This is a genomic window from Rhodopseudomonas palustris (genome assembly GCF_003591005.1).
Classification (GTDB): domain Bacteria; phylum Pseudomonadota; class Alphaproteobacteria; order Rhizobiales; family Xanthobacteraceae; genus Rhodopseudomonas; species Rhodopseudomonas palustris_K.
This window is the reverse complement of record NZ_QYYD01000005.1, coordinates 127,074-151,929: the sequence shown is the minus strand read 5'-3', so window position 1 is coordinate 151,929 and position 24,856 is coordinate 127,074. Positions and strand designations below refer to the sequence as shown.

The 24,856-nt window shown below is 57.8% G+C and carries 17 protein-coding genes; 1 reads left to right on the top strand and 16 read right to left on the bottom strand.

The window, feature by feature from the left end; translation table 11 throughout:
- Positions 1-369: 369 nt before the first annotated feature.
- The 5 genes from D4Q52_RS06750 to D4Q52_RS06735 form a co-directional block, all read right to left on the bottom strand.
- The gene (locus tag D4Q52_RS06750) at positions 370-1,695 is read right to left on the bottom strand and encodes a B12-binding domain-containing radical SAM protein (protein ID WP_119855779.1); all 1,326 of its coding nucleotides are present in this window, start codon (positions 1,693-1,695) and stop codon (positions 370-372) included.
- Positions 1,695-2,399: a hypothetical protein gene (locus D4Q52_RS26200; RefSeq protein WP_147407769.1), complete on the bottom strand. Its 705-nt coding sequence runs from the start codon at positions 2,397-2,399 to the stop codon at positions 1,695-1,697. The genes D4Q52_RS06750 and D4Q52_RS26200 overlap by 1 nt, the downstream gene beginning before the upstream one ends.
- Positions 2,396-2,878 carry a hypothetical protein gene (locus D4Q52_RS26195; RefSeq protein WP_147407768.1) on the bottom strand — a complete coding sequence of 161 codons (483 nt, stop codon included), beginning with the start codon at positions 2,876-2,878 and terminating at the stop codon, positions 2,396-2,398. The genes D4Q52_RS26200 and D4Q52_RS26195 overlap by 4 nt, the downstream gene beginning before the upstream one ends.
- Before the next feature lie 565 nt (positions 2,879-3,443).
- A complete protein-coding gene (locus D4Q52_RS06740) occupies positions 3,444-4,703 on the bottom strand; it encodes a type II toxin-antitoxin system HipA family toxin (RefSeq protein ID WP_119855777.1) in 1,260 nt (419 codons plus the stop codon).
- Positions 4,693-5,034 carry a helix-turn-helix domain-containing protein gene (locus D4Q52_RS06735; protein WP_119855776.1) on the bottom strand — a complete coding sequence of 114 codons (342 nt, stop codon included), beginning with the start codon at positions 5,032-5,034 and terminating at the stop codon, positions 4,693-4,695. The genes D4Q52_RS06740 and D4Q52_RS06735 overlap by 11 nt, the downstream gene beginning before the upstream one ends.
- 355 nt (positions 5,035-5,389) lie before the next feature.
- On the opposite strand from D4Q52_RS06735, the gene D4Q52_RS06730 reads away from it, so the two are divergent.
- Positions 5,390-6,499, top strand: coding sequence for a tyrosine-type recombinase/integrase (locus D4Q52_RS06730; protein ID WP_119855775.1), 1,110 nt, complete (start codon positions 5,390-5,392; stop codon positions 6,497-6,499).
- A gap of 76 nt (positions 6,500-6,575) precedes the next feature.
- Here D4Q52_RS06730 and D4Q52_RS06725 read toward each other — a convergent pair whose 3' ends face one another.
- The 11 genes from D4Q52_RS06725 to D4Q52_RS06675 form a co-directional block, all read right to left on the bottom strand.
- Positions 6,576-7,310 carry a hypothetical protein gene (locus D4Q52_RS06725; RefSeq protein ID WP_119855774.1) on the bottom strand — a complete coding sequence of 245 codons (735 nt, stop codon included), beginning with the start codon at positions 7,308-7,310 and terminating at the stop codon, positions 6,576-6,578.
- Positions 7,307-9,361, bottom strand: coding sequence for a BREX-3 system phosphatase PglZ (pglZ, locus tag D4Q52_RS06720; protein ID WP_119855773.1), 2,055 nt, complete (start codon positions 9,359-9,361; stop codon positions 7,307-7,309). Before pglZ ends, D4Q52_RS06725 begins: the two co-directional genes overlap by 4 nt.
- Positions 9,358-12,048: a DEAD/DEAH box helicase gene (locus tag D4Q52_RS06715; RefSeq protein ID WP_425328456.1), complete on the bottom strand. Its 2,691-nt coding sequence runs from the start codon at positions 12,046-12,048 to the stop codon at positions 9,358-9,360. Before D4Q52_RS06715 ends, pglZ begins: the two co-directional genes overlap by 4 nt.
- A gap of 137 nt (positions 12,049-12,185) precedes the next feature.
- Positions 12,186-15,008 (bottom strand): DNA methyltransferase, encoded by a 2,823-nt coding sequence (locus tag D4Q52_RS06710; RefSeq protein ID WP_119855771.1) that lies wholly within the window; start codon positions 15,006-15,008, stop codon positions 12,186-12,188.
- Positions 15,005-16,915, bottom strand: coding sequence for a hypothetical protein (locus D4Q52_RS06705; RefSeq protein ID WP_147407767.1), 1,911 nt, complete (start codon positions 16,913-16,915; stop codon positions 15,005-15,007). Before D4Q52_RS06705 ends, D4Q52_RS06710 begins: the two co-directional genes overlap by 4 nt.
- Positions 16,916-16,924: 9 nt before the next feature.
- The gene (locus tag D4Q52_RS06700; protein WP_119855769.1) at positions 16,925-20,614 is read right to left on the bottom strand and encodes a DUF6079 family protein; all 3,690 of its coding nucleotides are present in this window, start codon (positions 20,612-20,614) and stop codon (positions 16,925-16,927) included.
- Positions 20,611-21,123: a BREX-3 system P-loop-containing protein BrxF gene (gene brxF, locus D4Q52_RS06695; RefSeq protein WP_119855768.1), complete on the bottom strand. Its 513-nt coding sequence runs from the start codon at positions 21,121-21,123 to the stop codon at positions 20,611-20,613. Before brxF ends, D4Q52_RS06700 begins: the two co-directional genes overlap by 4 nt.
- Position 21,124: 1 nt before the next feature.
- Positions 21,125-21,361 carry a methylation-associated defense system helix-turn-helix domain-containing protein MAD1 gene (mads1, locus tag D4Q52_RS06690; RefSeq protein WP_210210128.1) on the bottom strand — a complete coding sequence of 79 codons (237 nt, stop codon included), beginning with the start codon at positions 21,359-21,361 and terminating at the stop codon, positions 21,125-21,127.
- 251 nt (positions 21,362-21,612) lie between these two features.
- A complete protein-coding gene (locus tag D4Q52_RS26435) occupies positions 21,613-23,199 on the bottom strand; it encodes an AAA family ATPase (RefSeq protein WP_182915249.1) in 1,587 nt (528 codons plus the stop codon).
- Positions 23,196-23,603: a DUF6634 family protein gene (locus tag D4Q52_RS06680; protein WP_119855767.1), complete on the bottom strand. Its 408-nt coding sequence runs from the start codon at positions 23,601-23,603 to the stop codon at positions 23,196-23,198. The genes D4Q52_RS26435 and D4Q52_RS06680 overlap by 4 nt, the downstream gene beginning before the upstream one ends.
- Before the next feature lie 465 nt (positions 23,604-24,068).
- Positions 24,069-24,851 carry a hypothetical protein gene (locus tag D4Q52_RS06675; RefSeq protein WP_234831103.1) on the bottom strand — a complete coding sequence of 261 codons (783 nt, stop codon included), beginning with the start codon at positions 24,849-24,851 and terminating at the stop codon, positions 24,069-24,071.
- Positions 24,852-24,856 lie beyond the last annotated feature (5 nt).

The window sequence follows — 24,856 nt, the reverse complement described above, 5'->3', positions numbered from 1 at the left end:
CTCCAGCGTTCATGGCTTCAAATTGCGCCTTGATGCTTCTTGTCGCGGTCCGCGTTAAAGTAGCCAAACGCTCATGGGGCGCGCTCCATTCTGAGTGCTGACCTTCGTAGATCCACCATGAAAATAGCTCGGAGCAGATGCGATATTTGATCAAGTAAGAAGCGCGTGAAAGTTGTCCACAGAAGCTAGATGCTTGTTCAAGCGAGGCGATACTTCTCTCGCAATAGATGGATTTATATTTATCGGCTACGTTTCCACAGTCGAGGTCTCTTCCGTACAGAAATAGCTCGCGTTTAAGATCATCGTCGCACTCCGTCAATCGTTCGGATGAGTGCTTCACGTCGATACGGGCCTCAGAAAGGTTGCGATCTAGCTCAATCTGCTTTGGAGAAAATTCGATAGCTTTCCCTCATGAGTAGTTTCAATGCTCTTTCGTAAACGCGAACGATCACTTGGTTGAAGGGCGTGCATTGAGTTCATAAATTGAGTCATCCTCTTCGCGAGAGCAAGTTCTTCGCGAGTAAAGCGATCGCTACTTGTAATTGAGAAGCTATTGGCTTCCGAATATCGGTAATCCGAACGCCGTTCCTCTTGGCGCACTCTTGTATTTGGTAATATCTTCATCCAGAAGGCGGTAATATCAACGTCCCCGAGGCTGTAGCAATAATCCAACGACTCTTTCCACTCAGCTAAGCCTTCTCCCGGAAGACCATATATCGTATGCAAAATCACATGGACGCCAGCGCGCCAGAGCGAATTAACGTTGTGCCCAATTTCATCAATCTTAGAGCTTCTTTTGATGTCTTTAAGTGTACGCCTTTCAGCAGTCTGAATCCCGATCTCAACGGTTGTCCCATCAAGATTTGAAATAGAGACGATTTCTTCGTCTGAGAGGATTTCTGGCTTAATCGAGATATGTATCGATAGTCCAGGCAAGTTGTACTTTACATAATCTAGTATATCTAAGGTTCTGGATCTTTTGAGGTTGAAGGTCGAATCAAAGAATATTACCCTGCGGGCGCCATTTTGATGAAGAAACGCAAGATCCCTTTTCACTCTTTCGGCGTCCCTCATTCGAACCTTACGAAGTGCTTGATCGCAGAAACTGCAGCTGTAAGGACAGCCGCGCGTCGTCTGCACGAAGGCGAGCTTCGTTCGTCTCAGATCTGCTCTCAACGAATTGAGGGCTTCATACGGAAGTGGCAGGCAGTTCAGGTCGACAGAACCTCCGTTTATCCAGCCTCGAATGGGTATCGCTTCTGATGCCATGCAACTTCGTGCGTCGATTAAGCCAGAGAGAATTTGTCGCAAGGCGGTTTCGCCGTCTCCTAGCACTAGACAGTTGACGATGCCCCGAGCTTCTAGGTCTATAAGTTTGTCGTCGTCCGGCGACACCTGTGGACCGCCAATCACGATGAATACATTCGGATCAAAGCCTCTTAGAGATTTGGCGAGCTCGATCGACTCCAGGTAATTCCAGGCATAGCAGCTAATGCCGACGACATCCGGATGCCTTGCCTTCAAGTGCAAAGCAATGTGTCTTGCGGATGTGGTGAAAGAGAATGGAAGCGGGATGACTTCAACATTATCGTCAAGGTCAGCGCAATTTGTACGAACGTATGCCGCGAGAGCCATTATCCCGTAGGGCGGTGCAGTATACCCCTTTGCAACAATGGTCGTGAGAACAACCCTCATTAAGATATCCAATGATTGTACTTAGGGCCAAGTTCACGTAACGACGGGAATCTGCTTGCTATGCATTCCGCAACGTCGTCGAGCGCCAATCCGGCACATTTCAACTTAATGTTCTTTAAGTCTTTCTCGCGATCACAGAGCAGGTTGACTTCAGCTCCAACATAGTACGAAGCGCCGATTTTGAGATTGGTTCGAACGTCACACCATTCCGCATCGTCGTAGCTAACGTTCACCGCTATCTCAAACTTCGTCTGTAACAGTCGCTTTGCCCTTCTCTGAATGCAATTCGCTTTCGCAACAAGCCGATCCGGCTTCAAGTGAATGGTTGCCGGAAGGTAGTTCCTCAGTAACTCATCAATCCGGATTTCCGACACTTGGTTGTGGCTCGCAGAAAACGGAATCCTGATGCCCAACTCCTTACGGTGGATATGACAGCGACCATCTCTCACGGTTTCTTTAAGAATGAGAGCTGCAAATTCGTCGCGAACATTGAGCCGGTCTACTACTCGAATGGAAAGCCCTTGTTTGGCGTAATTGCCGTCCGGCGTGTCGAAGTATATGGTGGATGTAGAGACTTCTGGTAATAGATGCCAAGAAGTGCATCGCGGAACATGTGCTCGAACAGCCTTCAGTTCTTCCCGCGACACCGCCGTGAATTGTCGCGAGATTTCCTCTGCTCGATAGATCGAGCCTTTGTCGATCACGCTTCCATTTCGGGGGAGCTTCCCCAAGCGTACATTTTCGCTGCGGCTGAGCTTAACATTGAACGTCCGCTTTCCATGCCTTGCGCGGCTTGTATTGGGCTTCTTGCGACGTTGTCCTCCAGATGGAGGTGAATTATCTTTTCATTGTCGAGGATGACGGTTCCTCGACCACTAGCTCCAACGACACTGCCAGCGTTGGATACGTGCCGCGCGTAGTGAAAAGATATCAGGGTGCTGTTGTCTCCCAGCGTCGTAACTATGGCCTGACGTATATCAACGTTGATAACAGCCAGTCCGATCTCTCTTGTCGGAATTGTTACGCAGTTGAAATATGACTCAAGACTCTCGATTCTATAGGGCCCGCCGGGCACAAAGAATGTTGCTTCGTCCCGGAAGTACTTCTTAAGAGAGCCGAGGTCGTCGCTACCAATACTTAGGAGTGCGTCTTTCAGAGTTCCAACGACCGTGTCCTGTGTCATGTGCGCATCCTCTCATTGCAGGCGCCATTACAGTCCGTTCCTTGGTATATTTTCAATTTTTAGTTGAATTGAGAGTGAAGCACGTTAGAATATTTGATGTCAAGGTGCTTAGTGTTATCTTCCGGCTCAGTCGTGATGATGCCGAGAATGTCAGTAGTTGATACATAAGTAACAACGGTGAACTGTTCTTTCTGCCTGCTCCCAGAGCGCGGCCGGCACGTCGCGCTGATCGTGAATCATGTAGTGCCGATCTTGCCCGGCTGCCGGCATACTCAGGCACTTCAGCATGTGAGGGGTTTGGAATATGTCTTTTTCTTGGCGGTCAGAACGCGACGGATTGAACCGGTCTGTCGACATAGATTCTTGCTGATTTCCGTTCCTCTTTTACTAGAATGCCCAGCAGCGTCAGATAAGCTTAGCAGTGGGGCCGAACGACGGTCATTGGGTTGAGTCCGCTAGGGTCACAAGCTGAAGAATTGAGAGCTCTTCCAGAGCGACGAAAGCGTTGTCTCCTCGCCTAATCTGGGGTGGCAGCATTACTTCTCTTGGCAGCCGATACGCCTTGTCAGAGCGAAAACCCCGGATACACAAAGGCACTGCGGAGTCTTTCAGCGTCTTGTTCTGACACACCGTGAGCGCGCATTGTGTCGTACCACGTTCCTTCCACCTGAGCTCTTATGTCGTTCACAATCTTCTCGGCTTCGGAAAGTTCGAGCAGAAACCGTGCGTGCTGCGACAGGATGTTCTTGGCGTTGGCGTAGCGCCCCTGATCGCCGCAATCGAGCGCGAGGTCACGGCGCTCGAGGCTGATGGGTGTCGAGGGCGTGAGGTCGTAGGCTGGAGACAGCTTCCAGCTTGTCTCCTTGGCGATGATGGCGTGATTGCGCGGATGATCGTCGGTGTTGGAGATCAGTGCGTTGAAACAGACGCGGCGGAATAGCTCCTTGGCGTCCTTCTTGGGCTCTTCGACGATGCGGCGCATCTCTTCGACCAAAACGGGATAAGACCAGTTCTGTCGTGCCTCCGGCGCTTCGTCGGCGCGCAGAATAGTCAGGCCGCTGACCATGCGCGCCCGCGTGTAGCCCTTGGTTGTCTTCTCACGGTCGAAGCGCTTGACGAGAAGAACGTCCTTGCCGCCCACTGTCTCGAGCCGGCTTTCGGCTGTCACGAGCCCGCATTCGCGCGCGAGGCGCAGCATGGCATACTCGACGCGCGTGTTGTTCCAGCTATCGTCCGATCGATTGAATTTCGCCACCCACAGCGCGCCGTCGGCTTGCACCACTGCCTTGGGTCGCGCGCCGCCCATCGAGGTGCCGAGCAGCATCAAATCCTGCACCTGCTGCGCTCGCGGATCGTTGGGCAGGTCGTCCTTGACCAGAGCTTCCGCCAAGGCTTGCAGCTTCTCGAGATCGATCGTCTGGTTGAATTTGCGCTTGGGCGCCGGAGGTTCCGTGTTGAGGCCGAAGCCGAGCGCGCCCGCACGGTCGTCGGGTGATTCCAGCAGGTAATCGAGTTCGCCGAGTGGCGCCTTGCCTGCATGCTTTTCGATGACGCGCCGGCCCCAATAATCGGGGCCGGCGTCGCGCAGCGCCCCGAACATGCCGTTGAGCCGAACGGTTTCGTAGGTGCGCTTGGACAGCTTGAGTTCGACCGGATCGATCTCAACGGCGCGTGGATCATCGAGATACTTTCCGCGGTAGACGAACTGCCCGAACGCGTCGTTGCGTGCGTTTTGGCTCAGCACGAACTTGCCCGCGGTCACCGCCGACGTTTCGCCGGGCAGGGTGATGTAGACGAAGCACTCTGCGGACGCCTTAGAAATCACCGCTCAGCCCCTTGCTCTTGCGCACGCGGGTCTTCTCCTTGAGCGACGCTAGCGCCAGCCCTTGCTCGTCGGTCGCAGGATTGGCGAGATCGCTGAATGGGCCGAGCAGGTCGTAGGCCCATAGCAGGGCGACGTAGACGCCGGAGGCAGTCGATGCTTTTCCCTTCTCGGCCTCCATGACGGCGCGGCGGCCGGTCCCGATCTTTTCGGCGGCCTCTTCGATCGTGATCCGGCGCCGAATGCGGGCAACGCGCAGGTTCTCGCCCAGGCGCTTGAGTGCCTGTTCGACCGAGTAGGGCGGAGCTTGCAGGAGCGGGTTCTTGTTTGCCATGTGCCGTTAATGAAACCGTAAAATGGTTATGGTGCCTTTAAAAGCATAAGTCCTTCATCTGCACATTCAAGAATAGTGCTTTCAAGAAACAAAATACGGTCTGGAGTGCAGTCAAAAGCACCTTTACGGCGTCAAATTCGTCTCGCCGCAGGCTTTCTTAGGCCAATCCGGAAGCTGTAGGCCGATCGCAGAGGGCCACCTAGTTTCTTGGAATCGCCGCCGCCGACGCTTCAGCTGCAGTTAACCTTGCGGGCACACCGGTTTTTGAACCGCTCTTGACGTTGATTTCACGGCGCCTTTAGCATTTTCCGGAGCCTCGTTGCCGAATTGTTGCAGATTGGATCGGAAATTAGTCATGTCGAGTTTGAGTAAGCGTAACGGCAAATGGACCGCAACGGCCCGGCTGCCGGATACTTTTCAGGGACCTGCTTGGGGTTCGTCCGTCACACAAACGTTCGCGCTCAAATCCGACGCCAAGCTTTGGCTCAATAAGACCGAGTCGGAAATGAAACTCGGCATTTGGCGCGATCATCGGCTCGAGCCAAAGAACTACGGACCGCTTGGATGGCCCGAAAAGCCCTTTGCAGAGGCGCTGGACGCCTATCGCGTTAAGGTCACGCCCGAGAAGAAGGGGGCGTCGCAGGAATCCGCAATGCTTCAGATGTTGGGCCGGGAGGACTTCGCTAAAAAGCGCATCCGGGATCTGACCGTGTCGGACTTTGTGGACTTCCGCGATGCCCGCAGCGAGGCTGGGAAGTCGGCATCCACGATCAGGAATAACCTCAACACCATCTCGGCCGTCTACGAGTGGCTGATTCACGAAAAGTCCGTGGACATCACCAATCCGATCGCTTCGCTTCGGAAGCGTCGGCGAGGCGTGCCGCAGCCCACCGGGCACCGTGAACGGCGGCTCCTCGAGGGAGAGGAAGAGGCCATCACGAAGGCCATCGAAGGGCTTTCAGTCGACCCGACCCGCCGGCAGTGGCGCGCACTCTTTCCGCTGCTCCTTGACACTGGAATGCGACTTGGAGAGGCCATCTCGATCGAATGCGCCTGGATCCGACGGGAGTACGGATTTGTCTACATCCCCGACTCAAAGAACGGCAGCGCACGGCACGTCGCGCTTTCGGATCGAGCCTATGCCGGTCTGCTCGACCTGACCGACGGAGAGCCTGCCGACAGCAAGGTCTTCCGGTTCACGGCCTGGGTCGCAAAGGATGCTTGGCGGAATGAGGTCCGGGTCAGGGCAGGGTGTAAAGACCTGAGAATTCACGATCTCCGACACGAAGCATTGTCGAGGATGGCGGCGGGAGGTGCCGATCTGAAGACGCTGATGCAGCAGAGCGGTCACAAAACGGTGGCGGTTTTGATGAAGTATCTGAATCCGACGCCTGCCGAGCAAAGGGCGAGGCTGTTTCCGGCAAAGGAGAGCGTGGAGCACTCGGAAACGAGTGTTGGCAAATAAGTATAGCTCAAATCAAAATGCGATGTAAAATCCGCAATGATCATAGACTCGCCGTGACCCGCTTGGTTCGTTCGCTTCAATCTAGTTCAACAAAGTCAGTTTGATCGCCTTGACGTTGAAGGCGAAGGTATGAATGCTTTCTGAGTGTAACGGTGTTCAGCTGCAGCTTGAACGGAAATAGGGCGGGGTGTCTGACCAATTGTGAAAATGGCATGCCGCGTCCTCGGCTTAGCATAATCCCGTGCACCAGTAGCTCGGCGATTTCATCGGAGACGTGAATCGGATTGCGGGCGACTACCAGCGACCCCTTTTCCGAGCCCGTATGCAGCACCCCCCACTGAGCCATCGACTTGAGTACATGTTGGATTGCTCGCTCCAACGTTGAGCGATCACCCCAGGATTCCGCCATCCGGCGCTTGATCTGAGTTCTGTGGGCTTGACTATGGAGCGCGAGAAGCTTTCCGACGTGCGTGGCGACGTCGAAGAAGAACGGATGCGTGGCAATAACCATAGCCCAGTGAACAGCCACGCGGTTGTCGCCATTTGCCGACGCCAGGCGCTTGATAGCACTGGTGCGCAACGGTTCGATTTGATCCGGGACCGTTAGCCAGATGCGGGTTAAGACCGTGAGGGTTTTTCCGCGCCCACTGCTGTTCGTGTTACCTGGAACGAGATCTTCGAGAAAATCCCACAGGGCCTTCCGTATTTCCGACGGCGGCTCGCGCCTCAAGATCCGCGCGGCGGCAATATCAAGCCATTCCAGGTTTATCGTTCGATCAAAGCCGATCGTAGTTCTTCTTCCGGTACTCATACTGATCTAGCCACCGTCACAAAGGGCACGATGACTTCCTCGATGCTGATTCCGCCATGCGCCACCGTTCTTCTTCCCTCGCTGATAAAGGCGCGTAGCGATGGAGCTATCAAGGCGAGATAGTCTTCAGGTAGCCCGACGCTTGGCCACTCCAGAGCACCCGGATATTGCGCCGCGATGTTTGATCGCAGCAGCACGTCCGGGAACACGTGAACCCTCTCGCCACGCTCGTCAGCCGTTACGCCAACGTTGGGCTTACCTATCCCGATACCTTCCACATTCCCATGATCGGCAGTGAGAACCACTTCAAAGCCGCAATCAAGCAAGGTGTCCAGGAGACGCCACAGAGCGCCTCTCTTTGCCCAATGACGCACCCCGGCATGCATGCCATCGGTGCCGGTGACGATGCCGTGAAGCATCTGATCGACCGTTCCGACCACGATACCTGCGATGCGACAGCGAGGCGCGGCGAGCTTGCCGCTCAACTTGGCGATGAAGACATCGTCATCTTCCAGGGTCCCCTGGCAGGCGTAAACGGTCTCGTCTTTCCGAAGACCGCGATCCTCCCAAAACCGCGACCAGTGCTGCTCTTCCTTCCTTGTCGTATCGAGACTCTGGCCAAAAAAGAAAGGCGGATCGCCGGCAAAGATCGATTGGCGCGAAACCGATGTCAGTGTGGGCACCCATGCGAAGGCCCCAAATTCCTCCATCACCCATTTCCGAGGCGGCATTTCCTGACGCACCACTGTCCACTGGTCCAGAGCCAGACCGTCAACGACGACAATGGCCAGCTTCGCAGCGCTCCCCTTCACGTTGAGCCGGTGGGCCATGTATTTCGGTATCTGATGGACCATGACAGGCCGCGGCAGATAAGAAAGGCTGTGAAGAGACGCGAAATGTGCGCCCATCCATTCGTAGAAGCTCTGCTCCAGCAGCTGTTGGGCCGCGTTGAAGCGATCCTTGTCCTCGGGCGCCACGTCGCCTGGAAGAGACCAGCGCAAGGCCACAACCTCGGCCCACCGTGATGCCGCCTGGACCCATGTGTGATGGTCGCTGCTCGTCGATGGTTGATTAGAGTGAAGCAGCTCCAGGAGCTTTCGAAAGCGCGACGTGTTGTCGGCGAGCTGCGATCCCGCTACGCCCACCGCCATCCAAGTCCCTTCGACAAGCGATCGCGAGATGCTGTTGGTCGGAATGAGCAGGCCATCGGTGAAGAGATTGTCCAAGTAGACCCGAACATCGTTGTGGTCGAATGGAAGATGCGTCGGGCCTGAGAATCGCAAATCGTAAGGCTCTGGCTCTTCGTGCAGTCCGCCCTCTTTCGAGGCCAGGTGACCCTTGACAAAGATCGACCACCTCTCTTGCAGGAACTCCAGAAAGTGTGCCCGGCTCGCCACAATCTGGTCGAGCGGCCAATCGTGCCATCGTCCGGTGGCGCGCAGGAGATGGATCAATCGATCGTCCAACGACTTTGGAATAGTCTTGCCGCTGTAGTGTCGTCCTAATAGGGCTCGGAGGAGGTCTGCATCGCTTTGGATTTGCGCCGGATCGAGTCGAAACACGTTTCGAAGAAGAAAGTCCCGGGTGGCGTTCTCGCCCATCGGTTCTGGTTTGAAGAGCTGTTGGGCGGCCGAGACCGCATCAAGCTCAATTCGATCGAGTTCAGAAAGGACATGAGGGGCTAGCGAAGGAAACAGCTCGGCAAGACTAAACGAAAGCAAGCGCCGATCGCGTTCTGCCTGCTTCAGCAGATCGAACGGGAGTCCGCTGATATCCGACCGTGGCGCTCGCAGGACGACGACGAGATTCGTGTCGCTTCCATTGTCCCAAACCTCCCGAAAGCGCCGCTCATAGGCGTAACGAAACGCGACATGATCCTCGAATGGCACGATCTCGAATCCGCGCTGGCGGATTCCGTCCACAATGCCTTGCTCGGTCAATAGCTCGTCGGGATCCGCTACAACGGTCAAACGCGAGACACCGGCGATGTCACGGCTGAACTGCGCTAGAATCGGCTCGCGCCAAGTGCCACTGTTCAACGTGCTGCTCATGCGCCGGCTCCGATCGGCGTCACGCGGATCACAAGAACGGCCGCAAGATCGGGCAGGGCGGTTTCCCGCTTGGCAAGATCACGCGACCAAGCCTGCTCTTCGTCGTTCAAGAGCCGCAGGCGGTGAGCGCGCACCTGAGGTAGACCGAGACGCTCGATCGCGCGGCGGCGCGATGAGAATGCGTGCATGCCCTTCTTGCGTTCGCGCACAATACTCATTTGATGAGCTGCGGCCAGATCTTCAAAGACAGCCGCGCCCTGCGCCTCAGCTGCGCTGCGGCTGGCATCGAACGCATCGGTGGCGTTGGAGCCCGCAATTTCTTCACCCGCATGGCTCAGGCCGTTGGGAAGTTCGATCAGGCGCTCCCAGATGGTGCGCGCCGTGGGGGCGAACACGCGGCCATCCTCTGCAACAAAAATCGCAAGGAATCGTTGCTCTCTCCCGCCGGAGGTGTGCAGGCTGATCCGCCACAAGGACCAGAATCCATTTGTCTTGTCAGAGACGCCCGGGATGACGATCGCGGGTATTGGCTGGCCCGGTGCAAAGATGGGTAAGTTCGCTATGAGGCCACGAACACGCTCGTCTTCGAGCGAAATCAGATTGGTGCCCGGCCGCTCTGCATCGTCGCGACTGAACACGGCCGAGAGGGACGTCTGCCCATCGGGCCAGCGAAGGTAGTGGCCGATGGCCGCTGGTTTGACGGAGGCGCCCGCGACCTGCTGACTGCGTAGATAGCCGAGGGTCAGCCGCTCGGTCCAATATGGCATCTGATGGCTGGCGATCTTCTGCGCTGCCGAAGGGTCCAGCCGCTCCGTTGGACTGAGCAGGCTTGAGCCTGCTCGGGCCTCTTCCGCACGCAGGCGGATTTCGTCCGCCAAGGCTGATGCGCGCCGCTCGGCTTCCTCGGGGGCGACGATCGCCTGCGCGAAGAGCTCCTCGAAGGGAACGCCACCCTCTTCGGAGTCGAGCACATCGGCAAGCTTGTCGACGCCGAACTCCTCAAGGATCCGCGCGAGCTTTTCTTCTAAGACGTCGCGCACGCGAAGTTCGACAGTTCCTTCCAGCGCGAAGTTCAACGCCCGCACGATGTGCTTCTGACCGATACGATCGACGCGGCCGATCCTCTGCTCGATCCTCATCGGGTTCCAGGGAAGGTCGTAGTTCACAATCACGTGGCAGAATTGCAGGTTCAGGCCTTCGCCACCGGCATCGGTGGAAATCATAATCTGTGCGTCAGCGGCGAAGCGGCGCTGTGCTTGCCGCCGTTCCTTTAAATCCATCGCGCCGTTGAGCGAGACGACGGTGAAACCGCGATGGTCCAGGAAGTCGGCGAGCATCAGCTGCGTCGGGACGAATTCCGTGAAGATCAGCACCTTCAGGGTCGGATCATTCTCCTCGCGCTGTTGCTGCTGAATGCGTTCAAGCAGCGCCTCGGCTTTGACGTCGGGTCCGCCGGCTTCGCAGCGGCGGGCCGCTGACAACAGAAGCTCGACCTCTTTGCGTTCGTCCTTGAGACCCTTCAGGCGCGTCTTGAGGATGGTGTCGAGTTGCTGCTGACCATCGAGCGAGGACCACTCCTCACCGACATCCTCTGGAAACAAAGAAAGCTGCGCCTGCGGCAAGTCGAGAACTGTCAACCTTCGTTCCAGAGACGTGCGAATCGCCGCCGTGCTGGATGTGATTAGTCGCTGCACGAGGATCATCAGAAAGCCGACGGCCGTCTGCTTTTCCTTCTTAGCGCGGTTGTAGCCGTCACGTACGTACTCAGTCACAGCGTCATAAAGCGTGCGCTGTTCGGCATGCGCCGTGCCCCATTCGATCGGCACCAGCTGTGTGAAACGCGGCTTGAAGAGTGGGTTCCCGTCGGCGTCGATCGCGCGGCGCTTTTCGGTGCGGATGACGAAGGGCGCGACGGCTTCGCGCGAAATCGCGTCGTCGCCGGGAAGAGCGTCGGCGTCGAGAAAACCGATCAGTCGGCGAAAGGCGTCCGATTTCCCCTGGTGCGGCGTCGCCGACAGCAGCAGCAGATAGGGTGCCGCCTGCGAAAGTGCGTCTCCGAGCTTGAAGCGGGCGACCTGCTCGGTGCTGCCGCCAATGCGATGGGCTTCATCGATGATGATCATGTCCCATCCGGCCGAGATCAGATCTTCAAAGCGTTCGCGATTGTAGCGGGCGAGCTGTTCTTGGCTCCAGCCGCGCCTGGAGTCGATCGGCTTTACCGAGTCGAGCGGGCAGATCACCTGATTGTGCATGCGCCACACGTTCTCGCCCTCATCGATGGCGCCCGCCTGGCGGAGCGCACTTAGGCTGCTCGGCAGGATTAGCCGGAAATCCTCGTTGAAGTGGCTCTCCATTTCCGATTGCCACTGCAACACCAATCCGGCAGGCGCTACGACAAGGATTCTCCGCACAAGACCGCGAATCTTGAGTTCGCGCAGGATCATACCAGCCTCGATCGTCTTGCCGAGACCCACCTCATCCGCCAGCAAGTAACGGATGCGGTCGCCGGAGATGGCGCGCTGCAGGGCGAGTAGCTGGTGCGGCAACGGGATGACCGTCCCCTCCAGCGGAGCTACCAGTGCGTCCCGCTCAAGAGAGTCGGCGATGCGCGCCGCGGCGCTGACATAGGACAGGCGGTCGAGGAGATGCGACTCGCCGGATTTCAGCGGGGCGAGCTGCTTCTGCAATACGCGCACCGCGGCGCCTCTGCGTGGCAACCAGACCAGACACGTCGGCTGTCCCCACAGTGCGTCGGTATCGACGACACGGCAGGGCTCATCGTGGTCGATGCAGTGCCACCACTCCCCCGCTCGCATGCATCACCTCACTCGTCACCGAGGCGCATACTCGCGACGTCGTAATACATCAACAGCGTCTCATCCTCTTGCAGGACATTCTCAGGCAGCTTGGCCGCGACGCTGACGATGGTCTTGTAGTCCTGACCGTCGTAGGCGGCCTTGAAGCCGACGCGCACCGCTTCGGTACGAAACAGTTTCAGCTTGCGTTCCTTTGCCTGCTTGTAAGTTTCGAATTCAGTCAACAGCGCTCTTTCGCGGAGCTTTTCCAAATCACCTTGCTTACCCGGATCAGGCACGTACCAGCGGTCCATCGCCTTCGCGATCAAGACGGAATCATCCTTGGCAAGATTGCGAAGCTCTTTAAAGTTCGTGGATAGGTAAGAATGGATTTGGCTCGGAACCGGTCCACTGCCATCGTAGTGGATGCAGTTCTGTCGGAGGATTTCTTTGAGCTCGACGGTCTGCTCGTGCTTTGCCCAGTTTTGGATTTCGCGCATGAACGTGGGCTGGAGATCCTGGAAGCTGCGCGGCTTGTTCTGAAGTTCGCGGCGCACCCATTGAATGGCGCTCGCCTCATCGATGACAAAGAGGTTCAGTTGGCGGAGCTCGGCGGCCTTGTTTCGCTTACGATCATACTCGGCGACCTGCGTCGGTAAGAAGTACATGCCGTCACGCTCAGGATAACGCTGGTGAATGCCCCCAAGAAATTCAGCGGTCGAAAGTGGTACCGAGATTTGGCGCTGGACATGGAAGGCGACCATGCGATCGTGAAGCACCTGCGCGGTGCGTTCAGCGATCACATCAGCGACGCCTTCCACGCTGAAAAATACGGGCACGTGGCTGAGATGCTCGGTCACGAAGGCCCAAGCGTTATCTGGTGACGACGTCCCGAGCATAAAGCGCTCAGCCAAAGCTTCCGTCGGCTTGTAGGCGGAGATGACCAAGTCCTGTTTGACCGCAGTGCTCGTTACTTGGCGGTAGGAGCCTTGCTGCTTGTCGAGCGTCCTAACGTCAGCAACCACGAAACCTGCCGTCCCAAGGGCTTCCTGTATCGCTCTCCAGACTGCATTTGATGAGTTGCTGAAGACAACCGTCATCCAGCGCCCTGGCTTCAGGACGCGACTATACTCCTCAAAGCAAACGCGCATCAGCGCTTGATAGTCGAGAACACCTTTCTTTCTTGCTTTGTCGACTATCGCTTCTGGTTCTGCCTCCGTAATAACGCGATGCCATGACTCAACCAGGTAGTTTAGATCCGCGTAATATATATTTTCGCCAAACGGTGGATCTGTGAAGATATAATCAATGGAGTTGCCTTGAAGTGGAATTGCAGCGCAGGTGCCGGTCTGCGTAGTTACAGAATACTGTCGATTGCGAAGACTCGAAAAAGTTGTTCCAAGCCGTTTTGCCTTGCCATCTAAGATGTACCACGGAGAAACCTCAACGATTTGCGAGCCTATATAATAGACACCATTCAGATACTGGTTGACCTGTGAGAAGTGTGTTGGAGCATATCGGGCAAGCAGTGACATGCCCCAGATGGCTTGCTCAACAAAGAAGAGGAGCATCGACCGAAGACGGCGATCCCGTTCGGCGCTGGCGTGACGCCAAAGAGACGCAAGGGCTTGCGCAGCACGCGGCATGAAGAAATGATGCACGTGAGTGACACCAGCAGAATCCAGGCGGGCGCGCTCGTGGGTCATGTGCATGTAAGGCAGGATGTGCGTTGGCACCTCTGGCGGCAGTGCTAAAGCCGCGATTCTATCGAGCACTTCCGCATCAGCGGTTGTGGGGGCCTTTTCGTACCTGGCACTGCCAACGGAATAGTCGATCAAGACTACCCGGCGCTTTGGTTCCTTGATTGTCGTTCCGATGACAGAATCGACCCGACTCTCATAAAGTTTTTCTAAGCGGCTCTTTGTCATCTCTGAATTGCAGTGCGGGCAAGGAAATCGATCTTTGACACGCTTCGTAGAGGGATCGAGAGCCTCTTCCACGAAGTTCACCTCGCCGGCGCAGTCCGGACAGGAAAAAACCTCGCTCCAGACCGTGTAATTTATGCGTCCTTTTGTCTTGCCATCGGTGTGAAGCGTCTCGTACATCCAGCCGAATTCTTTCTGAACCTCGGCCAAAATACCATGAGCGACCCTGGAAAAGGCCGACACATCGAAGGGCATAGTGTAGTTTGATGCGATAAAGGTCGCTGCAGGCCCGAGATCATTCTGGATCGCTCGGCGTGCGCCCCATTTCGGTTTCGGCAAACTCTGTTTCGACCACTCCGCTTCAAGCTGTTTGCGATACTCCGCCGGCGCCGAGCCGCACCATTGCGCGGCAACGCCCGTCATGCCCGAGCCTGCGAAGCCATCGAGCACAATATCGCCCGGCTCTGTGTAATGGAGGATCGACGGGACAATCGCGAGGTGCGGGACCTTCGTGTGGTAGCCATGAGCTTTGTACAGTGCATCGGACTTCCCGACGCTCGTGTCTACCGCGAACGGATCACGCTCATAGCGTTCCTCCGGATTGTACGGCTTGCCGTACACGCGCACGAAGTCGGCAAGAAAGGGATTGGGGCACGCCGTGTACCAAGGTGGATCGGACATGCGGATGATATCGTCGTCGGTTCCCTTCGGGAAACCCGGAGTTTTGCGAAACTCAGGATCAGCGAGTTTCTCCCGTAGCCGGTCCGTAAAGTAGATCCGGCGTGCATCTTCGCTGTCGAACGTCATCCCAAGGCATTCGACCTTGCCCTTTTCCAGCGCCTGCTGCTCCGCAGACTTGTCGACTAGGCGCAGTTGGCCTGACGGCTCGATAAAGAGGTCACCATTCCCTTTGGATCGTCGTTTCATATGATCTCTCGCAGGTGTTCTGCTACTGCATATTGTCCGCCGCGACATTCCAGCAGTTTTTGCAGTTCAAGATATTCAAGGTCGGCCAGCACAGCGTCAGCCTTCATGCCGCTGGCCTCGGTCAACGCTTCAAGCGTTGCATCTGGCTGCAATTTTACGAGCCTGAGAATTTCTGCCTGGCTAAGAGACAGCCTCACACCTAGACGGTGCCACAATTCGTCGTGCGGTTCAGCAAGGGGCCGCCAATCAAGGGTCAGGGTGAAATTGTTCGCCTCGCGGTTCGATAGGATTTGGGGAAGCGGACGGTGGGCGCCACGCCAAGCGCTGTGCAGCAGACGCAAGCCGGAACCCGCGATCTCGGCAAAGCCCACTAATCGAACCGCCCTTGCCACCAGAGGATTGCGCGCCTGACTGCTGCCACCGTCTTCCAGGCGAGCAACATCCACAAGTGAATGACCGGCGTTGAAGAGAACCGTTTCGTGCGGTCGAATGATCACCCGCGCGCACGTGGTTTGATCCGCATAGTCCTGGTGGATGAATTGGTTCACAAGCCCTTCGCGGATCGCGATGTAGTCCGGCGAACCAGTGGTGCTCGTCAGACCTTCCACGCTGAGGCCGGTCGTGCGGAGATTTCGAGCCAGGAACTCGATCGCTTGGCGCAGTGTTTCAAAGAGATTCGCGTACTCGATCAGCAGGCGGTCGTCCCATCGTCTTTGCGGGTCGGTGATGACCTGGAGATCCATCACATCGCGCCGAAGCTCCTCACGCGCAGCCGCAGGCGTGCCGAATAGAAGCACAAGCTGTCGTCGTTCGTGGGCGTTGATTGATGTCCGCCCGTCGAGCAAGCGTTCACAAATGATCTCGGTCGGCGAGCCGTCCGGCTTTGGGGTTAGGCGGCTGACAAACCAGTTGATTGTATCTGGATTGAGCTGGTCCCAGGGAATGAGCCCTTCACCCCGCGCCCCGGTTTCCTCGATCAGGCGACGCCTCTCACCCCACTCGCGTGCCAGGTGGCGGCCATCGCGAAGTTCGACACGTTCGGCTTGTCGTTTCTTTCCGGCGCACAGCGCGGCGATTTCCGCAGCTCGTTCCGCGGCACCATCGACTTCGTCGCCTTCGACAGTCTTGTAACGGCTCGCATTTGTCCCGACCTTGTCCAGAAACAGGAGGCGTGTATTGGCGCGCTTCTGGACTAGCTCCCAAACCAGGATCGGCGGGAGCTTGAGCAACATAGCGTTGACCGCGATGTATGGCGCTCCGGGGTCCTCGACCCCCTCAAGGATCTCGATCTCGTCCGGCGGCGGATCTGCGGACTCTCCCATCAGCAGGAGCCGACGCGCTCGAATCACCTTTTGCACAAGCTGCTGTTCTTCAACTACGAACAAGGGCAGCATCAACAAGCCATCAACGCCTTTCAGGGCGTCGCCGAGTTGCATATCGGGCTTGCGTTCATTGAGAAGAGACTGCGCTTTCGGGACATTGATGGTCTGGAGCTGGTGACCGAGTTCGTTTCTCAGGTTCAACAGCGCTTCCAGGGCCGCGTAGGTAACTCCAGTCAATTGGCCCTTCTTCGGCTTGAACCCTGCGGCCAGATAAGGTCCCAAAGGGTGAGGCACTTCGATGTTGGCTATCTGCTGAGCCGTGGATAGGAAGTGGCCAAAGGCCAAGTTCCCTTCAAGCACGGAGATGTCGAGGCCATCGCCGCCTTCGCGTGCGCCAAAGGACGAAAGGGCAACTGCCGCGATATAACGGGTCAGCACCTCCCCGGCCCGCAGGCAGGCATCCAGGCGTTCCGAAGGAGACCTGGCACGAAGGACGCGCCCACAAGCAATCGCCACTGGTTGCGGATAGATCAGGGATGCCCGCCGAAAGGCCGAAGAAACTGGTCCAGTGACTCCAGCGGCCATGGGTCCGACCTATTCGATGATGATTCGGACCTTGGACGCATCTTTGCCCTTGGTCAGGTTGGCGATGTAGCGGTCGAAGCGCTCCTTCAGATCGCTGACGGTACACGGCAGCCCACCTTCGGAAAGTGCGGCTAGCAGATCGGCGCCGCCGAACTTCACCGGCTGTAAGCCGCCGAGAACCTCCTGCAGCGCCTTCAAGAAAGCCGGGCTGACTGGATCTGGCAGCGCCTTGCTCTTCAGGAAGCCATGCAGCTCGCGCTTTCCAATGAGATCGGTGACCAGCTCGATATTGCCTGACACGGTCGGGTCTTCGAGATTGGTGCGTAGCGTGTCCGTCCATCCGCGCAGGAGAGCATCCAGCGCCTCGTCGAGATCGGCGAGCGCTTTCTTTGCAGTGGCGCTTGCCGCCGGCTCCTCAGCCGGCCGGAAGCCGCAATGCGGGCAGAGAGGATCGCTGTCGAGGTCCGGACGCCCCAGCTGGAAACAGGTTTTCAGCGCAAACAGCCTGTTCTCGAAATCCCGCAGTTGCGGCGTCGGCATCATCTCGACATTGGCAATCTTCTGAATCTGGGCCAAGCGGGAATCTTTGGCGAGATTCGCCTTGCGCTTGTCGTCGTTTACGCCCAAGCGGACGCGCTCGTGCGCTGCCAGATAGGCGTCTTGATACTTGGTCTTCAAATCTCCCAGGGTTTGAGTCAAAAGCCGTTTGAAACCGGCTTCCGAGCGCTGCTTGGGGCTGGCGATCTTCGCCATGAGATCGGCACGGGCGGTGCGGACGGCATCCTGCCAGGGATGGCTGGCATCGAGCAGCGCTTCCGCCTTGCCGAGATAGGACGTCAGCGGGCTGGTCTGCTGAAGCACCGTGCCCAGGTCGTCGACTTCACGAGAGAGGTCGATTGCCGGCTTCTGGCCGAGGACCGCCGCGGAGTCATAGGGAAAGTTCTTCAGTTTGCCGGACGTGTTGAACGGCTGCAGCGATTCGAGGAACGCCTTTAAACTGCCAAGCCGGTCCTTCCAATCCTTCTGCTCCTGCTCGGACAGAATGGGCCGGCTCCAGAAGATCAGCTCAGGAATGCGTGCCTGGGCTGCGACAACCCGTCCCAAAAGCTCCCCCGCGCGCTGCTGAATTTTGGCCACACCGTCATCCCGGTTCGCAGGATTGACAATGAGCCCCTTCGGCACGTCGAGCAAATCACAGAGATCCTGGAGTGGCCCGAGCGGCAGATCGCGTGGGCGATCGATGTGCTTAAACTCCGTGACCTCGGCGATGCCGACTTTGGCAAACTGGTCGATGCCGGCGGCATCCACCTTCCTGCCGGCGAGGCTCAGGACGATGTCGCCGCTGTGCACCAGCGCCGCCAGCACCACGCTCAGGAATTCCGGTTCGACGCGAAACTTGGTCCAGTAATCGACCCCAGCCTCAGAGCCGACCAACTCGGATCGATTGAGGACTTGGCCCTGGCCCTTATGGCTCAAAGCGTCGAGCACATGCTTGGCGTAGCGCGAATTGCGCGGCTTGAGCGTCTCGCCGTCCAACAATTCCAGCGCGTCGAGAATTGCCGTCCCTTGTTTGCTCTTCACGCCCCCAGCAATCCAACGCAGCGCCTCCTGCGCCGCCTGGTCGCGGTTCTGTCGCGTGACCAGCACGCTGAAGATCGGGTATTCCGGGCTGCGATCGGAAAAGTGAGGAGCCAGGAGAGCCGAGCCCGCAGTGTTGACGTAGTCCTTGACCGTCGCATTAGGCGGAAGCTTGCCGCGCACGACTTCCTGCAATGTCTTCGAACGCCCCTGATGCACGACCTCGACGGCTGTTGGCATGTGCTCGCGCAGCCAGGAGGTGAGAGTTCGGAGATGGTCCCCGGCCTTGTCCTCATAAATCTTCTTGTTACTGCCCGATGCGGCTGCAGACTGCTCTCGCGCACCAGCATAAAGGCGAAGTACACGGTCGAACGCATCATCGCTGTCCTTCAGCTTGAAGAACACTTCGTCCGGCTTCTTTTCGTCCTTGAAATAGGGCGCGTCGAATCGCTGCAAGAAATAGAGATAAAAGTCGCGCACGGGCTGCGCGGTGGAGCGCTCATTCGGGGCACCGAAGAACAGGTAACCGCTTCGACCCGCATGCCGTTCCCGCCACTCGATTTCATGTTCCCAAATGCGGTAGCCGGTCACGTATGGCGCCGCATCCGGGTCTTCGAGAACCACGCGCCGAAGGGCATCGAAATAGTAGCGATCCAACTGCGCATCACTGAGGGTCTCAGCTCGCTTCTCGATGAGGGAATCGAAATCGACATCCTTCTTCAGATCGAGGAAGTACTGGCCGTTCTCCTTATTGAAGCTGAGAAACTGGCCGCTTACGGTGCGCAGCAATTCCTTCAGAACAGTCTCGACAAGCGTGCGGAGAAAGCCGGCATCCTTTTCGGGAACGGGCAGCATGAGACAGAGGTCGTCTCTCAGTTCCTCCGCTGTCGCACCAATCGGCGCATAGATGTCCGACGTCGTCAGCCGGTGGACGGAGAGCGCGTGCACGATCCGGATCGCAGCGGGCTTGTACTGCGGACGGGTGAATGCCTGCTGAACGCGCGCGTCGAGAACACCGCTGCGATCGATGACCTCTTTGATGGCCGGATCAGAGCGGAATGATGGGTTATCGCGCAACACGCTCCAGTAAGAATCGTAAGCAATCAGTCCGGTATCATCTCGCGGAACTTCCTGATCGATGATGCGGCGAATTGCGGCGCTGAGCGTCTTCAGAACCTCGCGCTTTTCGGCCACGTATACCCGTTCGAACGTGTCGAGATAGGCCGGGTGTATAGGGAAGAGGCGGACGAACTCCTCCATGCGTTCGTTCATCGAACCATAGAGCGGCGAAAACTGCTTCAGGTGTTCACGGATCAGCGCTTGCTGCTTGGCGTCTTTCTTTAGGATTCTTTCGGCAACGACAAAGGCAACATCGTCACGCGCAATGCGGACCTGTTCGAATCGGTCCTTCACGCGACGAAGGGTATCGGCGACAAACTGAAAACGTGGATTGTCAAAAAGGCTTTCCTGAACGCCCGCGGTGAAGCGGAAGCGGGAGCCTTTGCAGACCTCGCCAAGCTCCCGAAGGAATGAAAGATCAAGGCTCAGGGCTTGGTCCGCGCGCGAGCGCAGATAATCGAGAAGCTCGTCGAGAACGAGGACCAGACCGCGATCAGGGTGCTTTGCCTGAAACGCCGCCATCATTTGCTCAAATGCAGACTTGTTCTCGTGTCGATCCTCGGTGGAAGGAAATTCGTAGGTAACCCCGAGTCGGCCCAGACCATCCTCTAGCACCGAACACACGATGTCCCGCAGGGACATCGTGGTGGAGCCGATCTCGGCGCGGATCACACGGAACCGGCCAGCGATATCCGCTGCCTTTTTGGCGACGGTCGGATTGGCTATGCACGAGATGAGATCTGCATGCTCGGCGATGGCCGAAATTACGGCCATGAGGTGCGATTTACCCGTACCGTAATTGCCGACAACGAGAAGACCTTTGTTGTCAGCTGGCTTGTTGAACTGCAGTTGTGGAAACACCAGCGTGCCGAGCATGTCCGCCATTCGGTCGGAGATGACGAATGTTTCGACCAAGCGACGAGCATCTGCGGCGGTGTCCGCTTCCCGGAGCTGGACGACCGTTTCAATTGGCTCGAACTGAATGAGATCTGAGTACTTCATTTCGACTCCTCCCCAGGCGATCCAATGTCTGGCTGATCGGCCTTGCCAGCTCTAACGATCACCGCTTGGGGCGTTGGATATCGGCGAGCTTCGGGATGGCCCGGCTCCGCATAGGTCAGAGCAGCACCATCAAAGTATCCCGGCCATGCGGCAACGATCGTTCGGTTCCGGGAAAGGGATTGAAGCAGCTTGAGAGGATCCTGCGCCAGTTCTGTAGCGAAAAGCATCTCGATATTGTCGAGCAGAACAACATTGGAATTTTCGTTTCGCACTGTGTCGTCGAGAATTCCCGCCACACGAACCGCGCGTTGTCGATGTGTCAGTTCGAGAAGCTTCTCCGAAAGACAAAGATTGACGTTGACCCTCGGCCATTTGTGTTTTGCGGCAAGCTCTGTGAGGGCGGCGGTCTTGCCTACGCGTGCCGGCCCTACTGCCAAGATCAATTTGTAATAGGTATCCTGCGTCTTGGGCAGGACGTCCTGGATCTGAGACGAAAGCGAAGTGGCCATGTCAGTTCCTCCCTTCATCGCGGGAGGCGTCTTTCTGCTGCTCGATCCAACGGTCAATGTCGACGCGCTTGAATCGCCATTGCCCCCGCACCTTGAAGGCCGGTAACTGGCTCTTTTGGGCCATTGTGTAGACGGTCTTCTCGGCGACCTTGAGCAACTGGGCCACCTCAGGCAGCGTTAGAATTTCGTCCGGCACCGCGGCACCTCGGGGAAGGAACGGCAGAAGATGCCAAAACATGCCAGCTTCTGCCAGAGGTTTTGGCCCAATCGACTCTTTTCGGCGCGGATTCGCATCTGTATTGACGATTCGCCGGGTCGGGCACTCGCGACATTTAACCGGATTCGGATGCGCTTCCCGTTAAAAATCAACTTCAGGTTGCCATCGGCTGGTCTAGAGAGAACCTAAATCCGAGGATTATTGGGAGCATTTTCCTTTGCCGGTCTGCTCGTCTAGCATCAGGTTGTCGCGGATGGGCGCTAGCGAGTTCGTCAATGTCTCGACGCCGCACGTTCTCGAAGCTGGAGGATGGACTCGAGGATCCGGCGCAGACGGCGGATCGATCCGCCGCGCCAGGCAGCGGTAATTGCAGCGCGTTCATGGGTGCCCAGGGGAGCAATCCAACGGCCGTCGACGCCGCGATCTACAGCAATGGCTTCAATCAAACCTGGCAACAAGGCATCGAGGTCATCCAGCGTGGGCTTCGGGAAGGCAATGACCCGCCAGCGGTCGAGCAGGGGGGAGGGCAGCGGATTCAGGGTGTTCGCCGTGGCGACGTAGCTGACGTGGCTAAGATCGAGGGGAGTTTGTAGGGCTGGGTCGGGGTATCGGGCGCACGTTTCGGTCTCCAATAGACCCAGCAGGCAGTCCCACAGCCTTCCATTGTCGGTTCGCGTGGCGGCTTTTTCGATCTCGTCGATTAGAACGATTGGGTTTGCGATCCCTCCGCGGGCAATCGCGAGCAGGGGATGGCAGGGCTCTGTGGAATTCCACCGACGCTCCGTTCCGGCGAATACGTTCCCATCGGATTGAGATGCGTCGGTCCGCCAGATTGCAACTCCAAGCACTTCGCCAAGTCTGCGTGCGAAACGTGATTTCCCGCCGCCGGGCTCTCCGACCAGCAGCACTGGTCGCAGCTGGATGGTCGGACGGCCGATCAAGTCGGTGAGCGCGAAATCCACGACGTCGACGGCATAGGGAAACTCGGCCGCCAAGGTGGTGCGGACTCGGTCGAGAGCGGGCGTCTCGACAAGCGGCAGGGCGCGGTTGATCACATGTCGGAACGGCTCGATGAACTTCAGGTTCTTGAGCTCCTTCTGGTCGATACGCGCCACGATGACGTGGTTGCGCGCGACGGGTTCGCTCGCTGTTGGGTCCGCAGCGGTGTCTTCAATCGAGGTAGTGTCCTTTGATCTGGCCGCCTCCGTTTGTCGTTCGATCTGACGCCGTACGCTCTGGGCGGTTCTTGCGACAGCTGCCCGGACCCGGTGACGCGCCAATTGCTCGCCAAAATGCGTGGCATTGGAAATGGCGGGCCATGAGCAAGCGCTGTCGTTTGCCGCAATTGCCGCCGGCAATGCCGCGAACCCATAAACAATTCGCTCAAGCTCGGCGCAACGATTGTCGTCGAGGCTCGCTTCGATCTGACGAAAAGCAAGGATCATGGCACGCGCCACGCGCCGATATGCCCCAAAGCGTTCCGCATCGCACGGTAACGTCAGGGTTAGCAGTCGGACACAGTCGCTCAGGCTGCGCAATGAGGGCAGGTCACGGAACACCGCCAGCCGATCAAGTGCACCGGCGAGGGCAAAGCCAGTCTCGGAATTCTGCGTGGCCGTCCAGCCTGCATTTTCGGGTAGGTTCGGGCAAAGTTCATCGATCTCAGCGGAGAGACGGTGCGTGACGCTGTCATCGACGTTGTCCTTGGCCAACATTGCATAGCGCAGCAGCCTCGGCAGCCCTTGTAGGCGCTCTTGGTCGCTGTCGGCGGAATCCGCTGCCGCGCCGTCGACGATAGCGTTCGGATCGACGGCATCGGGCGACGACAGAAAGTCGTCGTCATCATTGTCGTCGATCAATCGTAGTCTCCTGGCCAGCCGTCCAGGTCCCGGTCGTCGTACGTAAACAAAGATGTGGTCGTGATATGCTCCCGACCATCGGGATCGGCGGGCCGGCCGAGGCAGTAGAATCGCGACAAAGTGCGCGCCCAACGTCCTTCCGGATCGGCAAACCACAGTTGCGAAGTGATGATCTTGCGTGTCCCAAGCAGTGGGTGCTGCGTGACCTGGCCGACGAGATGCAGGCCGAGGGGCGTCAGGAGCGGGACGTAGAGATCCAGTGTCGGTGCCGTCCGCAATCTCGCTTCCACGAACGACACGTCATGCTCGAGCTGGGCACAGTCCTTGGCCAATGAAATCAGGCGCTCAGAGAACTCGTGGGTGATCATGTCAGGGTCAAGAAATGGAAAGATGCGGGTCAGCATGAGGAGCTCGCTGTCTGTAGTGGAAGATCAGGGACGGTCGCCGTAGGGGTGAAGAAGCCAGAAGGCACGCCTCAAGACGGCCACCGTGCTGCCGGTGGTCGCGTGACACTTATCGCTGGGGCAGCATTGGCGGGACGCTATGGGCGAGCCCCGGATGAGATCGTCGTGGAAGCGCTACCTGATGCCCGGCGCTCCGATCGTAGGGCCGTCGTATCCTGGTGCCGGGCGTGCGCAGTTCGCCGGCGACGCCGGCCATCCCGGTCTCCTCCACTCCATTGAAAGGCGACGCTCGGGCGGCCTCGGCTTGCTTGATCATCGACCGGCCGTCCCATGTGCCAGAGCTGGATTGGCCGAATACAACCTTGCCCTGCCTGAACTCGAGGACAGCGGCTCAGGCCAACGCAGCATCCGCCAACCGTTGCTCTGGCGACCGATCTATCGAGGCCAAAGGAGGGGGCGTAACAATCAGAGGTCATCCGCATCCCCCATGGACACAGTCATGAATGCGTCGGCGCGAGCGGCCACAGCGGCCGCAAAGGCACGACAGCGATCAGTCAGTTGCGGATCTCGCCAGATGGGACGTTCAATCAGGAGGGCAGTCAGAGAGGCTCCGTCGAGAAATGGGGCCTCCACCATGACGTCCGCCGGCTCGCCCTGCACAAGATGGTGCTCCGGATCGCATTCGCGCAACATGGCGCCCAGCAACGCCATTTGGCGGGCTCGCTCATCGTCCGAAGCAATGGGCGCCAGCAGCGTTGGGATTGGGGTGTCGCGGCAACGCTGGATGTCACGAATATGACTGAAGCTCCGCACTGCCCAGTCGATCTCAAGCACCGAGGCCCGCGCCGGCACCAGGATCACAGCAGCGTCGGAGATAGTCGCAGCATTGCAGGCACGATCGTGGCAGCAGAGATCGACGACGACGTCTCCGTCCGGGCCGGTTTCAGCCGTCGCCTGGTTCCTCAGGGCAATCATGAACCGTGCGTCGGTATCGTGAATGGTCGTCGCTAGCCCAGCTGTGAGATCAGCCGGCAGTTCATAGGGGGCCGGCAGCACCAACCTACTGCACGGCACTGGCAGCGTCGCTCCAATGGGGTCGGTCGCGGAGACAGAGCCAGCGTAGGTCTGGCGCACCAGCAACGGCCGGCGACCGTGACGTTGGAGCCCGTAAGCCAGCAGTGCCGCCGTCAAGCTGCGGCCCGAGCCGCCGTTGAAGCCGGCGACGAGATAAATTCGCAATGGCATCATTTAGT

Bases quoted from the DNA above. Each gene is read 5' to 3' on its own strand.
- D4Q52_RS06750 (WP_119855779.1), bottom strand. From the start codon at position 1,695: ATGAGGGTTGTTCTCACGACCATTGTTGCAAAGGGGTATACTGCACCG.
- D4Q52_RS26195 (WP_147407768.1), bottom strand. From the start codon at position 2,878: ATGACACAGGACACGGTCGTTGGAACTCTGAAAGACGCACTCCTAAGT.
- D4Q52_RS06735 (WP_119855776.1), bottom strand. From the start codon at position 5,034: ATGGCAAACAAGAACCCGCTCCTGCAAGCTCCGCCCTACTCGGTCGAA.
- D4Q52_RS06730 (WP_119855775.1), top strand. From the start codon at position 5,390: ATGTCGAGTTTGAGTAAGCGTAACGGCAAATGGACCGCAACGGCCCGG.
- D4Q52_RS06725 (WP_119855774.1), bottom strand. From the start codon at position 7,310: ATGAGTACCGGAAGAAGAACTACGATCGGCTTTGATCGAACGATAAAC.
- pglZ (WP_119855773.1), bottom strand. From the start codon at position 9,361: ATGAGCAGCACGTTGAACAGTGGCACTTGGCGCGAGCCGATTCTAGCG.
- D4Q52_RS06710 (WP_119855771.1), bottom strand. From the start codon at position 15,008: ATGAAACGACGATCCAAAGGGAATGGTGACCTCTTTATCGAGCCGTCA.
- D4Q52_RS06705 (WP_147407767.1), bottom strand. From the start codon at position 16,915: ATGGCCGCTGGAGTCACTGGACCAGTTTCTTCGGCCTTTCGGCGGGCA.
- D4Q52_RS06700 (WP_119855769.1), bottom strand. From the start codon at position 20,614: ATGAAGTACTCAGATCTCATTCAGTTCGAGCCAATTGAAACGGTCGTC.
- brxF (WP_119855768.1), bottom strand. From the start codon at position 21,123: ATGGCCACTTCGCTTTCGTCTCAGATCCAGGACGTCCTGCCCAAGACG.
- mads1 (WP_210210128.1), bottom strand. From the start codon at position 21,361: ATGTTTTGGCATCTTCTGCCGTTCCTTCCCCGAGGTGCCGCGGTGCCG.
- D4Q52_RS06680 (WP_119855767.1), bottom strand. From the start codon at position 23,603: ATGCTGACCCGCATCTTTCCATTTCTTGACCCTGACATGATCACCCAC.
- D4Q52_RS06675 (WP_234831103.1), bottom strand. From the start codon at position 24,851: ATGATGCCATTGCGAATTTATCTCGTCGCCGGCTTCAACGGCGGCTCG.